This window comes from Micromonospora sp. NPDC048839, assembly GCF_040649915.1.
In the GTDB taxonomy this organism is placed as follows: Bacteria; Actinomycetota; Actinomycetes; order Mycobacteriales; family Micromonosporaceae; genus Micromonospora.
This window is the reverse complement of record NZ_JBEZGL010000022.1, coordinates 55,108-69,560: the sequence shown is the minus strand read 5'-3', so window position 1 is coordinate 69,560 and position 14,453 is coordinate 55,108. Positions and strand designations below refer to the sequence as shown.

The following is a 14,453-nucleotide window of genomic DNA, read 5'->3' as shown; positions in this document are numbered from 1 at the left end:
CCATCGGACGACGTCCGACGGGCGAAGGCCGCCAGTGTCAGGGCCAGGGGTGGCGCGATCCCACGCCACAACGGACACCTAGCGCTGGGCTCGCGTGAAAGCGACGAAGCCTCGCCACGCCTCCGGCGCGAAGGCCAACGTCGCGCCGTCACGGTCCTTCGTGTCCCGAACCAGGACGACGCCCGGAAGGTTGTCGGCGACCTCCACGCACGAGCCCCCGTTGTTGCCGCTCTTGGTGCTCTTGCGCCAGCGCGCACCGGTCACGTCCATGAGGATGCCGCTTCCCTGAGCAGGTCTAGGGACTGTCCGCGAGAGAGAGTTTCCCCGCGAATGCGTTCCCATCGTCGGTCCAGGGTAGCAATTTCTGCCTGCTGCTCGGTTATCTGCGCCTGCGCCTGGCCATCGATGTGGGCGACGCGCCCGCCGCCCTCCAACTCGGCGACGATGAACGGCCCACCCAGGCCCGGGTACATGCCGACTGTGGTCGGCACGACGTAGACCTGCACCGACGGCAGTTGCGCGCACGCGACGAGATGCTCGCACTGCTCGCGCATGAGATCTCGATCGCCGTACGCCGAACGCCGCACCACGGCCTCGTCCAGCACGGCGATCAGGAGCGGGGGCTGGTCGCGGTGGAGGACGGCCTGCCGGCCGATGCGTGCCTGCACGAGACGATCGACGTCCTCACCGGACAGCGACTCCCCCGCCAGCGTCGTCCGCGCGTACGCCTCGGTCTGCAGGAGACCAGGCACCCAGGCCAGCTCGAACCACCGCAGCGCCACCGCTTCCCGTTCCCAGTCGACCCACGCCCGCAGCCAGATCGGATCGCGCCGCTTCAGGACGTCCGGCCACAGGTCGATCACCTCCCGGCCGAGGATCGCCGCGACCTGGGCACGATGTCGTGTCTGCGGAATCCGTCCCGGGTTTGCCCAACGGGCCGCCGTCTTCGGGTCGACACCGGTCTGAGCGGCGAGAGAGTCGGCGGTCTCACCACATTGGGTCATGGCTTCCACGACGGCGTGATTCATCCTCTGTCCTCCCGGGATATCCCGAACACCCACTGACCATAGTGCGACGCAGCGTGATGACGTCGCAACGCTCGGCGGGGTGTTAGTTGACGGCGTGGTCGTCACCGCGGCACGCCCGCGCCAGGACACGGCGGTGGCGGGTCGCCACGCAAGCGGTCAGAGCCAGCCGTTGTCCCGGGCGGCGCGGACCGCCTCGGCCCGGTCGGCCGCGCCGAGCTTCTGCACGGCGGCGGACAGGTGGTTGCGGACGGTGCCGATGGACAGGTGTACCCGGCGGGCGATCACCGCGACCGGGGCACCGAACTCGGCCAGCCGCAACGTCTCCAGCTCCCGAGGCGTCAGCGGGCACGCGGGCAGGGTCAACGCGTCGGCGGCCAGCGACGGGTCGACGTACCGGCCGCCGGCGTGCACCCGGCGGATCACGTCGGCGAGCGCGCCGCCCGGCGAGCCCTTGGGCACGAAACCGCGCGCCCCGGCGGTCAGCGCCTGCCGCAGGTGCCCGGGACGACCGTGCCCGGTCAGCACGACCACCGCGCACTCGGGACGGACCCGGGTCAGCTCGGCAGCCACCGCGATGCCGTCCAGACCGGGCATCTCCAGGTCCACCACCGCCACGTCCGGGCGGTGCGCGAGCGTCGCGGTCACCGCCGCGGCTCCGTCGGCGGCCTGGGCCACCACCTCGATGTCCGGTTCGAGGCCGAGCAGCGCGGCGACCGCGACCCGGATCAGGTCCTCGTCGTCGGCGAGCAGGACGCGGATCACGACGGCACCGGCACGGTCGCCTCCAGGGTGAACACCCTGTCCTCCCGACGGACCCGCAGCTCTCCGCCGACCGCGGCCAGCCGGTCGGCCAGGCCGCGCAGGCCGTGGCTGTGCTCGTCCGGTCCGCCGTCGTCGGCACCGTCGTTGGCGATTGTCATCCTGGCCCCGTTCTCGTCCCGGTCGATGTGGATCCGGCACCACTCGGCCCGGCTGTGCCGCAGCACGTTGGTGCCCGCCTCGCGCAGCACCGCCGCCAGTTCGGTGGCGGCCGGCTGCGGCAGGTCGACGTCTGGCGGCACCGTGCAGCGCACGCCGCAGGAGCGCAGCACGTCTGCCACGGCGGCCAGTTGCTCGCCGAGGTCGACGGCCCGGTAGCCGTGCACGCTCTCGCGGACCTCGGTGAGCGCGGAGGCGGCCAACCGTTGCACCTCGGCGGCCTCCCGCCCGGCCCGCTCCGGGTCGACGGGTGCGAGCCGCGCGGCGAGTTCGGCCTTCAGCGCGATCACGGTGAGACTGTGCCCCAGCAGGTCGTGCACGTCCCGGGCGAAGCGCAGCCGCTCCTCGGCGGCGGCCAGCCGGGCCTGGGCGGTCTGACCCTGCCGGGCCTCCACCAGCAGTCCCCAGAACCAGACCTGGAACCAGTTGACCGCGGCCACACCCGCCCCGATGCCACCGGTCACGGCCAGGGAGCGCCCCAGGGACCCGCCGGTCCACCAGGCGACCGCCGCCGACACGAGCAGGGTGCCGGCGGTGACCGCCAGCGCGCCCGGGAGGCGGACCAGCAGGGGGGCCATCCCCACCAGGGAGGCCCCGATCCACGCCCAGGTCGGCCAGGTGCCGGCCGCGACCGGGGCCACCAACGGCACGGTCAGCGCCGCCCCGACGACCAGCCCGAGCTGCGCGCGACGTCGCCAGCGTTGCGCGAGCCAGGGGGTGACCGCCGCGTACAGCACAGCGGTCTGGGTGGCCGCGAAGACGAGGATCCCGACCGCGCCGAGCACGACGCGGCCGGCGGACGGCTCCCGGGTCAGGCCGGCCGCGGGCAGCAGGACACTCGCCCACACGCCGGTGGCCAGCGACAGCAACGTCGCCTGCCGAGCCCGGTGCAGCCGGCGGTCCGCCCGGGGGGTCACCACCTCGCTCGCCACGCACCGATCCTAGGACCGCCCGGCGCACGGTCCACCCGTGCGAGACGTCACGGTTGGACCGTGTGATCCGCACGGGATTTCGGTGCTGGATGAGCCTGCCGACCGCGCCGGGACACCGGCAGGGTCAACGGCATGGAAAACACACGGGTGTACGCGGACAGCATGGTCGTACCGTCTCCCGCGCCGACGCCGGCAGCGCCCGGCGCCGGCACGCGGCGGCTGTGGTGGCAGCTGGCCGAGATGGCGCTGGCGATGGTCGTCGGGATGCTGCTGCTCGGGTCCCTCTGGGACGCGGCCGGCGTCCTGCTCGGGCTGACCGGGACGTTGGGCCGGCCGGACGTCGCCGCGCTGGTGATGGCCACGAACATGACGGTCGGGATGACGGTGTGGATGCGCTACCGGGCGCACCACTGGCGTGGGGTCGTCGAGATGGCCGCGGCGATGTACGTGCCGTTCCTGTTGGTGCTCGTACCGTTCTGGGCCGGCCGGCTGGACGGCGACGCCCTGATGCTCGGCGGTCACCTGCTGATGGTGCCGGCGATGGTGCTGGTGGCGGTGCGTCATCGGCACGAGACGCCGGTGGCGGTACGCCGGCATCCGGCCGTGACGGCGCTGGCCCACCGCTGGCCGACCGGGCTGGCGTTGCTGCTGACGGTGGACATGTGGGTCGAGCCGGGTGTGCTCAGCCCGTGGACGATGCTGGTGTTGCCCGGCGGGTACCTGCTGCTCGGCCTGGGCCGACGCGCCCTGCGCGGGCCGGGCGTGCTCGCCACCCAACTGGTCGGCCTGGTCGTCTGGGTGGGGCTGACGCTGGCCGCGGTCACGGTCGGGGGTCAGGTGGCCGCGTGGCTGGTGGCGCTCGGGTGGCTGGTGCACGGCGGGTGGGACCTGGTCCACCACCGCACCGGTCGGGTCGTGCCGCGCTGGTACAGCGAGGGGTGTGGCGTGCTCGACGTGACGCTGGGAGGCATCATGATCGTGGCGATCCTGACCGGCGCCGTCTGACGGGGGCGACCTTGTGGGGGGTGCCGCTGGTCGCCGATCGCACTCTTGTGGCGGTCGGCGCAGCGGCCTGGACGGCGTAATGAAAGGCTTGGCCCATGAGTTCCGCACCTGCACAGCACGACGCACCGATCGACGCACCGATTGACGCCACCCCCGACGGCACCGACGAGGTGAGCGCTTTCACCGACCTCGGGCTGCGCGCCGAACTGCTGGGCGCCCTCGCCGCCCTCGGGTACGAGGAGCCGACCCCCATCCAGCGGGAGGCGATCCCGCCACTGCTGGAAGGCCGGGACCTGCTGGGTCAGGCGGCCACCGGCACCGGCAAGACGGCGGCGTTCGCACTGCCGCTGCTGAACCTCATGACGCCCCACCGCCGCGACGGCGACCCGGTGGCGCTGGTGCTGGTGCCGACCCGGGAGCTGGCGGTGCAGGTCTCCGAGGCGTTCCACCGCTACGGCAAGGACCTGGGTGCGCGGGTGCTGCCGATCTACGGTGGGCAGCCGATCGGGCGGCAGTTGCGGGCACTGGACAGCGGCGTCGACGTGGTCGTGGCCACCCCGGGTCGGGCCCTCGACCACATCGCCCGGGGCACCCTGCGCCTGGGCGGGCTCGCCACGGTGGTGCTCGACGAGGCCGACGAGATGCTCGACATGGGCTTCGCCGAGGACATCGAGGCGATCCTGGAACACGCCCCGGCGGAGCGCCAGACGGTGCTGTTCTCGGCCACCATGCCGTCGCGCATCGACGGGATGGCCCGGCAGCACCTGCGCGAGCCGGTCCGGATCGAGATCGGCCGGGAGCAGACGGTCGCCGGTGAGGCGCCCCGGGTGCGACAGAGCGCCTACATCGTGACGCGGGCACACAAGCCGGCCGCGCTGGGCCGGGTGCTGGACGTGGAGTCCCCCACCGCGGCGATCGTGTTCTGCCGCAGCCGCGAGGAGGTCGACCGGCTGACCGAGACGATGAACGGTCGGGGTTACCGCTCCGAGGCGCTGCACGGCGGCATGAGCCAGGAGCAGCGCGACCGGGTGATGGGCCGACTGCGGGCGGGCACCGCCGACCTGCTGGTGGCCACCGACGTGGCGGCCCGTGGGCTGGACGTCGAGCAGCTCACCCACGTGGTCAACTACGACGTGCCGTCCGCCCCCGAGTCGTACGTGCACCGGATCGGGCGGGTGGGCCGGGCCGGCCGCGAGGGCGTGGCGATCACCCTCGCCGAGCCGCGTGAGCACCGGATGCTCAAGACCATCGAGCGGGTGACCGGCCAGCGGATCACCATCGACAAGATCCCCACCGTGGCCGACATGCGGACCCGGCGGTTGGAGATGACCCAGGCGGCCCTGCGCGAGAGTCTGCTGGAGGACGACCTCGACGGGTACCGGGTGATCGTGGAGACGCTCACCGACGAGTTCGACCTGATGGAGGTCGCCCTCGCCGCCGTGAAGCTGGCCCACGAGGTCACGTCGCCGGGCTCCGACGACGAGGTGGAGATCCCGCAGGTGCCGGTGCGCGGTCCGCGCGAGGGTCGACCGGAGAGCGGCGGCCGGGGCGGCGACCGGCGGGGCGGGGCCCGGCCGCGCTCGGGCGGCGGCAACACCGTCCAGGTCTTCGTCGGCCTGGGCCGGCGGGCCGGGGTGCGCCCGCAGGATCTGGTGGGCGCGATCACCGGGGAGACCGGGATCCGTGGCCGGGACATCGGCTCGATCGAGATCGCCGACCGGTTCTCGTTGGTGGAGGTGCCGCAGGGGGTGGCCGACGAGGTGATCTCCGGGCTGCGGCAGAGCACGATCAAGGGCCGCAAGGCCACGGTGCGCCGTGACCGCGGGGGCGACGAGCGCTGAGTTCACCGCCGGCGACCGCCGGCCTGGGCACGCCGCCGGCGACCGCCGGCCTGAGCACGCCGCCGGCGACCGCCGGCCTGGGCACGCCGCCGGCGACCGCCGGGGTACGACGGTCGCCGGCGCGGCGGATCAGAGGGAGTACGGGCCGAACCGGCCCCAGGCGACCACCGCGGCGAGGATGAGCAGTACGGCGCACGCGATCGCGCCCTGAACCTCCCTGCGACGCTCGGCCGCCGAGTCGTACTTCTTCCGGTCGCGCAGGTGCACCAGGATGCCGCCGGTCATGACGATGACCAGCCCGACGGCGGCCAGCGGGGTGAGCACGGTGGCGATGCCGGTGAGCGGGGGCAGCACCAGCCCGAGGGCCGCCAGCACCTCGACCGTGCCCAGCGCCTTCACCTGGGTCGGCGGCACCGGGTCCACCCAGCCCATCCGGTCGCGCAGCTTCTCTTTGGGCTGGGTCAGCTTGGCCAGGCCGGCGCCGAGGAAGACGACAGCGAGCAGGATCTGGATGATCCCGAGCACCAGGTTCACGGGGGTTACCTCCGGGGGCACCGCCTCGCGGCGGAGAGGTGGTTGAGGGTTCAGGCGAGACAGTAGACCTGTCCCGGCGTACGCCAAGGACCCCCGCCGTCTGCGCTGACGGCGGGGGTCCTTGTGCTCGGAGCGTCAGACCTTGAAGAGCGCCGGCCCGTCAAGCGTCGTGACGTCGGCCGGGCGCAGCGCCAGGGCGAGCACGTCGGCCACGTCGGCCAGGGTGTGCACGGTCAGCGCCTCGCGCACCTCGGCCGGCAGGTCGTCCAGGTCGGGCTCGTTGCGCGCCGGGATGATCACCTCGGTGAGACCGGCCCGGTGCGCGGCGAGCAGCTTCTGCTTCACCCCGCCGATCGGCAGCACCCGACCGGAGAGCGTCACCTCGCCGGTCATCCCGAACTCGGGGCGGACCGGCCGGCCGGTGACCAGCGACGCCAGGGCCGTGACCATGGTGATGCCGGCGCTCGGGCCGTCCTTGGGCACCGCGCCCGCTGGGAAGTGGACGTGGATCCGGCGTCCGGCCAGGACGTTCGGGTCGATGCCGAACCGGCGCCCGTTGGAGCGCAGGTACGACAGGGCGATGTGCGCCGACTCCTTCATCACGTCGCCGAGCTGGCCGGTCAGGGTCAGCCCCGGCTCGCCCTCCATGCTTGTCGCCTCGATGAAGAGCACGTCGCCACCGGCGCCGGTGACGGCGAGGCCGGTCGCCACGCCGGGCACGGCGGTGCGTTCCGCCGATTCCGGGGTGAACTTCGGCCGCCCCAGGTAGCGGGTGAGGTTGTCGGTGTCGACGCGTACCGGCGTCGGGTCGGTCGCCAGCGTCACCGCCACCTTGCGCAGGATCTTGGCGAGGCCACGTTCGAGCTGCCGGACTCCGGCCTCCCGGGTGTACTCCCCCGCGATCAGCGCCAACGCCTCGTCGGCGATCTCCACCTCGTCGGCGGTCAGCCCGGCCCGCTCCCGCTGCCGGGGCAGCAGGTGGTCGCGGGCGATGGCGACCTTCTCGTCCTCGGTGTAGCCGTCCAGGGTGACCAGCTCCATCCGGTCCAACAGCGGGCCGGGGATGGACTCCACCACGTTGGCGGTGGCCAGGAACAGCACGTCGGACAGGTCCAGGTCGACCTCCAGGTAGTGATCCCGGAAGGTGTGGTTCTGGGCCGGGTCGAGCACCTCCAGCAGGGCGGCGGCCGGGTCACCGGCGTAGCCGGCGGCCAGCTTGTCCACCTCGTCGAGGAGCACGACCGGGTTCATCGAGCCGGCCTCGCGCAGCGCGCGGACGATCCGACCGGGCAGCGCGCCGACGTAGGTGCGCCGGTGACCGCGGATCTCCGCCTCGTCGCGGACGCCGCCGAGCGACACCCGGACGAAGTTGCGTCCGAGCGCGCGTGCCACCGACTCGCCGAGGCTGGTCTTGCCGACCCCGGGAGGGCCGGCGAGGGCGAGCACAGCGCCGGAGCCGCGACCGCCGACCACGCCGAGGTTGCGCTCGGCCCGGCGGTTGCGCACGGCCAGGTACTCCAGGATGCGGTCCTTCACGTCGGCCAGGCCGGCGTGGTCGGCGTCGAGCACCGCCCGGGCCGCGGCCAGGTCGGTGTTGTCCTCGGTACGCGTGCCCCACGGCATTTCGAGCACGGTGTCGAGCCAGGTGCGGATCCAGCCGGCCTCCGGGGAGGCGTCGCTGGCCCGCTCCAGCTTGCCGACCTCGCGCATGGCCGCCTCGCGGACCTTCTCCGGCAGCTCGGCGGACTCGACCCGGGAGCGGTAGTCGGCCGAGCCGTCCGGCTCGTCCTCACCCAGTTCCTTACGGATCGCGGCGAGCTGCTGGCGCAGCAGGAACTCCCGCTGGGACTTCTCCAGCCCCTCACGGACGTCACTGTTGATCTGCTCGGTGACCTCCTGCTCGGCCAGGTAGTCCTTCACCCAGCCGACCAGCAGCTCCAGCCGGGCCGTGACGTCCGGCGCGCCGAGCAGCTCGGTCTTCTGGTCCAGGGTCAACCAGGGCGCGTAGCCGGCGGAGTCGGCCAGCTCGGACAGGTCGGTCATCCGCTCCACCGCGTCGATGACCTGCCAGGCGCCTCGCTGTTGGAGCACGGACGTCACCAGGGCGCGGTACTCGCGGGCGAGTTCCCGGGCGCGGCCGGCGGGAGCGGGTTCGTCGAGTTCGGTCGCCTCGACCCAGAGGGCGGCGCCGGGGCCGGGCACGCCGGAGCCGATCCGGGCCCGGGACAGGCCACGGATGACGGCGGCGGGCTCACCCTCGGGCAGCCGGCCAACCTTCTCGATGGTGGCGACGACGCCGACCGGGCCGTACTCGCCGTCGATGCGCGGCACGGCCAGCAGCTGGCGATCGCCGGTCGCCCGTGCCGCGTCGATCGCGGCCTGGGTGGTCGGGTCGAGGGTCACCGGGATGACCATGCCGGGCAGCAGCACGGCGTCGGTCAGGGGAAGTACCGGAAGAGTTGCCATCGAACACCTGCTATCGCGTTGAGTTGAGCGTGTCTCACTCAAGTAACAAAGCGTTCCCCTTGTTCCGGACTGTGACCCAGGCCACTCCAGGGAGGGTTCCACCCAACACCGCTCGTTCGGTGCGTACCCGCATGATCGGCACCCAGTCGGGAACGGCGCAGACATGCCGGGAGCAGCCACCCTTCGACTCGTCGTCGTGGACGATCACCCCGTCTTCGTCCGCGGGCTGGAGTTGCTGCTCCCGATCTTCACCGACGGCCAGGCCGAGGTGGTCGCGTCGACCGGCGACGCCGCCGCCGCGGCCGCGCTGACCAGCCGCTGCCGGCCCGACCTGGTCCTGGTCGACCTGCACCTGCCGGCACCCGGCGGGATCCGGGCGGTGGCCGCGATCAGGCAGACCACCCCACGGGTACGGGTGGTCGCGATGTCCGGGTCCGTCGACACCGCTCCGGCGGTGGAGGCGCTGCGGGCCGGTGCCGAGGGGTTCCTGCCGAAGACCAGCGAACCGGAGGAACTGCTCCCCCCGCTGCTGGCCATCCTCGACGGCTGGGCGGTGCTCCCAGCCGAGTTGCTCCGTGCCATGCTGCGCCCCGTACACGCCACGTCTGTCGACCTGGACGGCGAGGAACGGCGACTGCTGCGCGCGATCGCCGCCGGCCGTACGACAGTCGACATCGCCGAAGAACTGCACGTCTCGGAACGGACGGTGAAACGGATGACCGCCGCGTTGCTGCGCAGGCTGCGGGTGTCCAACCGGGCCGAGGCAGCCGCCGTGGCCGGGCACACCGGCCTGCTCGATTGAGGTTCCGTCATCGCACCGATTCACGGTTTTTCTCGGTAACGGAATCACGACGCGCCGAATGGGACGCATATTGTTGCGGATTACCGGGGTGATAGGTCAGACTTTGGACACATCCCGCCGGACACAGGGAGTAATCGGCAATGGCGAGAAAAGTAATCACGGTCCTGACCGACGACCTCGACGGCGGCAAGGCCGACCGGACGGTCGAGTTCAGTCTCGACGGAGTGGCCTACACGATCGACGTCTCGGACGAAAATGCCGGCGTCCTGCGCAAGGCGCTGGATCCGTACATCAATGCGGGTCGGCGGATCGGGCGCGGCCCGGTGGAGAGCACCCGATCGATCCGGAGGCCCGGACGACCCGCCGGTGCCGGAATGGACCGGGAGCAGAACCGGGCCATCCGGGAATGGGCCGTCAAGAACGGCTACAAAATTTCCGAGCGGGGTCGGATCCCGGTTGAGGTCGTCGAGGCGTACAAGGCGCGCTGACGCAGCAGTTGCCGACGGGGTCCCGCCGTGACGGCGGGACCCCGTCGGATTTTCCCGGCACGGCACGACGGTGGCCGGTCACCCAGGGTCATCGCCCGGGTGACCGGCCACCGCCGGTCATGCTGGATCAGTTGACGGTGATCCGCACCGAGTCGAAGGCGGGGGTCTGGTTGGCCCGCTCCATCATCGGCAGGCGGTGCGAGCCGTCACCGGCCCACACGGAGCACTGCGCGGTACCCGACTCCGGCAGGCCCGGAATCTGGATGGTCACCTCGTCGGGTTGGGCGCCACCGCGGCCGTCCTCGGTCGCGACGAAGAACGCGGGCACCTCCTGCGGCTCCGGCGGGGCGGTCAGGCTGTCCAGCATCCGGCAGGCGGTGTGGAAGTGACCCCGGACCAGGCCCTGGGCGTTGAGCAGCGAGCTCTCCACGTAGTAGCCACCCTGACCGGCGGCCAGGAAGCGGTCCCGGATCAGGTTGCGGGTGCTGACCCGCAGGGTGAATGCCTGGTTCTGGCCAACCTGCTGGGGGAACTGGGTGATCAGCAGGGACGGGTTGTTGGCGGCGGCGCCGACCTCACCGAACTCGGTGCTCACGCAGCGGTTGCCGATCTGGAAGCCGTCGTGCGGCTGGAGCCGGCTCTCGTCGCAGTCGTTGGCCAGCACGCCGAGCCCGGCGCCGGGGGCGTTGCCACCGTTGTTGCCGCCACCGTTGTTGCCGCCACCGTTGTTACCGCCACCGTTGTTACCGCCACCGGGAGTGGTGGTGGGCGTGCTGCCGCCGCCGTTGTTGCCGGTCGGCTGCACCTGACAGTCGGCGAGCTGCGCGAGGCCCTGCGGCCGAGGTCCGACCCGGTCGATCGCGGTCGTGATCCGGTCCAGCACCGCGCGCCGCTTGCCGGCCAGCGGCTGGAGGATGGCGTTGCGGATGAACGCCTCACCCTTGTTGCCCTCGGCGGCCAGCCGGCGGTCCGCCTCGGCGATCTGGGCCTGCAGCTGGGCGAGACCGCGGTCCACCTCGGCCCGCGCCTGAGCCGGCACCTGCGGCAACTTCGCCGTCACATCCGGACACGCGATGGCCGTGCCGGTGCCCACCGTGCCGTCCTTGCCGTCCTCGCACTCGGGGACCGACTGCTGTCCGTCACCCCAGTGGTTACGCACCCACCGACCGTTCTGCCAGGTCCGGCTGGTCGAAGCGCCGCCAGCCGGCGCGGTCGAACCCGGGCTCGGCTCCACGCACTGTCCGGCGGCCGGACGCGGCTTATTTGTCCGCCGGTCCTGGGCCGACGAAATCTGGGTCACGGCGACGACTCCGCCGAAGACCACGAGCGTGCCGACAACGGCCAGCAGACGCTTGCTCCGCGCGTTGCCGGATGGCCGGCTCGCCCGTGTGGACCTGCGCATCGAATTGCTCTCCTTCTCGATCCGGTAGTGGATTCCTGCCCTCGGCGGACCGACGGATGTGAGAGGGCACGTCACGGCGGTGAGCACCGTGACCTACCCGGGTAATGCGTCGATGGCCGACGATGCCCTTTCCGCACCGTCTCCCGCGCCCGGTGGACGCGGATGGGGAGATCCTGTTCATTCGCGCAGGAGTACGGGACGGCGACCGGGAAGGTTCAACCGTCTCGCAGGAAATTGCCGGGGCCGGATCCGGAGCCGGTGTCAGCAGGAAGAACGGGCGCCGGTCAGTCGGCGCAGAGGTGGTCGAAGGCGAACCCGCCGACCAGTTCGTCACGGCGCCGGCTCAGCGCGACAATCTGCGCGGTCAACTCGGCGCGGGGCAACAGGTCGGTGCCGGCGATCGTGCGCAGCCGCTCCCCCACCGCGACGGTGGCGAGATCCTCGGCCAGTTGGGCCGCGTCGATGCCGCAGGAGAAGCGGTGTTCGGTCACCGAGACCCGCTCGACGAGGCACGCGTCGGGGCGGACCTGCACCCAACTCCACCCCTGTGCCGTCCCGTCGGCCCAGCGCACGTGCAGTCCTCGCACGATCGGGTCGGCCACCCGCCCCGCCACGTACGCTTCGACCGCCGCCGCGCGGCTCAGCGCGCCGAGGTCGTTGACCGGCCCGGTACGGCCGTCCGGCAGCCGACCGAGGATGTCCCGGAAGCTCACCGGGGCCGGGTCGTCCCCATCGACGGCCGCCCCGGCGGCGCCCGCCACGTAGGCGCGTGCGTCGATCACGTACTCCACGAGGCGCCGGCCGTGCTCGGCGGCCCGCAACGTGGGCGACCCGATCCGCAGCACGGGCAGGCCGGCGGCCGCGCTCACCGCGTCGGTGAGTCGCTCGACGCGCTGCTGTGCCGAGCCGGCGGACGCGACCGGACCGATCTCCACCGCGACGATCGGCCGGCCGGTGTCGGCGGCGCAGATCACGAAGTCGAAGCTGGCACGGCTGGCCGAACTCCACTGACTGCCGGTGACCCCGGGCGGGCGACCCTGGACCAGGTCGCTGAGCCGGCGGGCCGGGTGGACCCGGTGGCCGGCGCGAGCGAACAGCGGCCCGCTTCCGCCGTCGGCGGGCAGCACCCGCAGCCAGCTGCGGTCGTCGCTGCCGATGCTCGTCATCTGCCTGATCCATCCGCCGGTCGGTCGAGCCGGGCCGAGTCTAGGTGGTCGATCATGGGACTCCGCGCCGCGCTGTGACCTGAATCACAGGCGACTGACGTTCCAGGGACGGCCGGCGGGTGTATCCAGCGACCGCCGGTACCGGACCGGCCGGAGGTGACCATGTCGCGACAGCAGTTCGGCTTCCTCGCCGGGTTTCTCGCCGTGGCGGTCTGGGCACTCGCCGGCATCGGCGTGGCCGCCCTCGCCGTGCTCGCGGGCCTGCTCGGCTGGCTGGTGGTCCGGGTGCTCGACGGTGACCTCACGGTGACCGGCCTCGGCGACCGCCACCCGCACCCGCGGCGCCGCCGATGACCACCCACCCCGCCGACGCCGCCGAGGTCGCGCGGATCGCGGCCCACGCGGCCGGCCTGGTGCCGGGCGTGTCCGTCGTCCGCCCGGCGGCGGTCCGCCTCGACGACCGGTCCGTCGGCCTCGACCTGCACCTGATCACCTGGTACGGGCACAGCGTGCCAGCCATCGCCGAGACGGTCCGGGCGGTGGTCGCCGACCGGGTGGCCGCCAGCACCGGGCTCCGCGTGGCGGTGGTGACAGTCACCGTGGACGACCTGCTCGTCCCGGGCGTCGACGTCTCCGCCGCCCCCGCGACCGCCGAGAGCGGCTGAGATGCGCAGCGTCAACCGGATCGCCTCGCTGCTGCTGGCCACCGCCCTGCTCGTCGGCGGGACGCTGGTGGCCGTCCAGGCACTGCTCCTCGCCCTGCACCGGCCGGCGCCACTGGACCCCACCGGCTGGCTCGACGCCCTGAGCGGCACCCGATGGCGCGACCCGGGCGTCCAGGCGGTGGCCGGCGGCGCCGTACTGCTGGGCCTGGCCATCCTGGTCGCCCAACTGCGCCCCTGGACGCCCGTGCGGTTGCGCACCGACGACCGCGACGGCTGGCACCTGCACCGGCGCAGCGTGGAGCGGCGGCTGGCCGACGCCGCCAGCGCGGTGCCGGGCGTACGCCGCGCCCGGGTCCGGGTCCGACGGCGCGGCGGCCAGTGGCGCCACCGGGTGCGCGCGACAGGTGACCCGGCCGCCCGGGCGGAGATCGAGTACGCGGTACACCAGGAGTTGCACCGGCTCACGGCGCCACGCCCCGGCCACATCGACGTCCGGCTCCAACCCCGACGGCGCCCGGCATGACCAACGCCGGACACCGCCTGCTGTGGACAGTCATCGCGCTGCTGTTGGTGGGAGGCGGCGCCGTGGCGCTGGCCGCCGGCCACGGCAGCCTGCCCGGCGCCGATCCACAGGCGGTGGTGCTCAGCGTCGGACTACTGGAAGGGTGGCGGATGGCCGTACCGTGGAGCACCCTGGCCGCGGCGGTCGGCGGGGCGCTGGTCGCCCTGGCCGGGCAGCGCCTGCTGGCCCGGGAGCTGCGACGACCCGCCGGTGCGCTGCGCGGCACCCTGAGCCATCCCGGGCGGCGACCGGGCCGGACCCGGCTGGCCGCCGACGTCCTCACCGACGCGCTGGTCCGCGACCTGACCGGCAACCCCGGGGTACGCCGGGCCCGCGTGGTGCTCACCGGCGAGCCGCCGCACCCCGACGTGTGGATCCGGGTGGACCTGACCGCCGACGCGGCGACCGCGGGCGTCCGCGAGCACGTCCGCGCCGCCGTCGGCCGGTTCGCGGCGACGACCGACTGCCAGCCGGCGCACCTCGACGTGACCGCCCACATCGAGCCGGGCCTTCCCTGACCGACGCCGAGCCGGGCCGGCGCCGAATCCGGCCGACCCTGACCCGCGCCGGGCGTGGCGAGCATG

The 14,453-nt window shown here is 73.0% G+C and carries 16 protein-coding genes; 8 read left to right on the top strand and 8 right to left on the bottom strand.

Annotation, left to right across the window (positions count from 1 at the left end; genetic code table 11):
• Positions 1 to 78 precede the first annotated feature (78 nt).
• The 4 genes from AB0C25_RS30640 to AB0C25_RS30625 form a co-directional block, all read right to left on the bottom strand.
• Entirely contained in the window at positions 79 to 270 is a 192-nt protein-coding gene (locus AB0C25_RS30640) for a DUF397 domain-containing protein (protein WP_357377721.1), read from the bottom strand.
• Positions 261 to 1,028: a DUF5753 domain-containing protein gene (locus tag AB0C25_RS30635; protein ID WP_357377719.1), complete on the bottom strand. Its 768-nt coding sequence runs from the start codon at positions 1,026 to 1,028 to the stop codon at positions 261 to 263. The genes AB0C25_RS30640 and AB0C25_RS30635 overlap by 10 nt, the downstream gene beginning before the upstream one ends.
• Before the next feature lie 156 nt (positions 1,029 to 1,184).
• Complete coding sequence (locus AB0C25_RS30630) at positions 1,185 to 1,790, bottom strand: response regulator transcription factor (protein WP_357377717.1); 606 nt, start codon at positions 1,788 to 1,790, stop codon at positions 1,185 to 1,187.
• Positions 1,787 to 2,938, bottom strand: a complete 1,152-nt coding sequence (locus tag AB0C25_RS30625; protein WP_357377714.1) for a histidine kinase — start codon at positions 2,936 to 2,938, stop codon at positions 1,787 to 1,789. The genes AB0C25_RS30630 and AB0C25_RS30625 overlap by 4 nt, the downstream gene beginning before the upstream one ends.
• Positions 2,939 to 3,070: 132 nt before the next feature.
• Here AB0C25_RS30625 and AB0C25_RS30620 point away from each other — a divergent pair, with 132 nt between their 5' ends.
• On the top strand, positions 3,071 to 3,943 hold the full coding sequence (locus AB0C25_RS30620) for a hypothetical protein (RefSeq protein ID WP_357377712.1): 873 nt from the start codon (positions 3,071 to 3,073) through the stop codon (positions 3,941 to 3,943).
• Positions 3,944 to 4,038: 95 nt separating this feature from the next.
• On the top strand, positions 4,039 to 5,784 hold the full coding sequence (locus AB0C25_RS30615; protein WP_357377710.1) for a DEAD/DEAH box helicase: 1,746 nt from the start codon (positions 4,039 to 4,041) through the stop codon (positions 5,782 to 5,784).
• Positions 5,785 to 5,913: 129 nt separating this feature from the next.
• Here AB0C25_RS30615 and AB0C25_RS30610 read toward each other — a convergent pair whose 3' ends face one another.
• Positions 5,914 to 6,318, bottom strand: coding sequence for a DoxX family protein (locus tag AB0C25_RS30610; RefSeq protein WP_357377708.1), 405 nt, complete (start codon positions 6,316 to 6,318; stop codon positions 5,914 to 5,916).
• Between the two features lie 135 nt (positions 6,319 to 6,453).
• Positions 6,454 to 8,784 carry an endopeptidase La gene (gene lon / locus AB0C25_RS30605; RefSeq protein WP_357377706.1) on the bottom strand — a complete coding sequence of 777 codons (2,331 nt, stop codon included), beginning with the start codon at positions 8,782 to 8,784 and terminating at the stop codon, positions 6,454 to 6,456.
• Positions 8,785 to 8,980: 196 nt separating this feature from the next.
• Between lon and AB0C25_RS30600 the strand changes: the two genes are divergently transcribed.
• Positions 8,981 to 9,586, top strand: coding sequence for a response regulator transcription factor (locus tag AB0C25_RS30600; RefSeq protein WP_357377704.1), 606 nt, complete (start codon positions 8,981 to 8,983; stop codon positions 9,584 to 9,586).
• A 140-nt stretch (positions 9,587 to 9,726) separates the two neighbouring features.
• Positions 9,727 to 10,074: an Lsr2 family protein gene (locus AB0C25_RS30595; protein WP_357377702.1), complete on the top strand. Its 348-nt coding sequence runs from the start codon at positions 9,727 to 9,729 to the stop codon at positions 10,072 to 10,074.
• Between the two features lie 127 nt (positions 10,075 to 10,201).
• On the opposite strand, the gene AB0C25_RS30590 is transcribed toward AB0C25_RS30595, so the two are convergent.
• Positions 10,202 to 11,476, bottom strand: coding sequence for a hypothetical protein (locus tag AB0C25_RS30590; protein ID WP_357377700.1), 1,275 nt, complete (start codon positions 11,474 to 11,476; stop codon positions 10,202 to 10,204).
• 284 nt (positions 11,477 to 11,760) lie between these two features.
• The gene (locus AB0C25_RS30585; RefSeq protein ID WP_357377698.1) at positions 11,761 to 12,642 is read right to left on the bottom strand and encodes a DUF2726 domain-containing protein; all 882 of its coding nucleotides are present in this window, start codon (positions 12,640 to 12,642) and stop codon (positions 11,761 to 11,763) included.
• A 162-nt stretch (positions 12,643 to 12,804) separates the two neighbouring features.
• On the opposite strand from AB0C25_RS30585, the gene AB0C25_RS30580 reads away from it, so the two are divergent.
• From AB0C25_RS30580 to AB0C25_RS30565, 4 genes are read left to right on the top strand one after another with little or no spacing between them, the layout of a single operon-like run.
• Positions 12,805 to 12,996: a hypothetical protein gene (locus AB0C25_RS30580; protein ID WP_357248928.1), complete on the top strand. Its 192-nt coding sequence runs from the start codon at positions 12,805 to 12,807 to the stop codon at positions 12,994 to 12,996.
• On the top strand, positions 12,993 to 13,307 hold the full coding sequence (locus AB0C25_RS30575) for an Asp23/Gls24 family envelope stress response protein (RefSeq protein ID WP_357377696.1): 315 nt from the start codon (positions 12,993 to 12,995) through the stop codon (positions 13,305 to 13,307). Before AB0C25_RS30580 ends, AB0C25_RS30575 begins: the two co-directional genes overlap by 4 nt.
• 1 nt (position 13,308) lies before the next feature.
• Complete coding sequence (locus tag AB0C25_RS30570) at positions 13,309 to 13,830, top strand: DUF6286 domain-containing protein (RefSeq protein ID WP_357377694.1); 522 nt, start codon at positions 13,309 to 13,311, stop codon at positions 13,828 to 13,830.
• Positions 13,827 to 14,387, top strand: coding sequence for a hypothetical protein (locus AB0C25_RS30565; protein ID WP_357377692.1), 561 nt, complete (start codon positions 13,827 to 13,829; stop codon positions 14,385 to 14,387). The genes AB0C25_RS30570 and AB0C25_RS30565 overlap by 4 nt, the downstream gene beginning before the upstream one ends.
• The last annotated feature ends 66 nt before the right edge of the window (positions 14,388 to 14,453 follow it).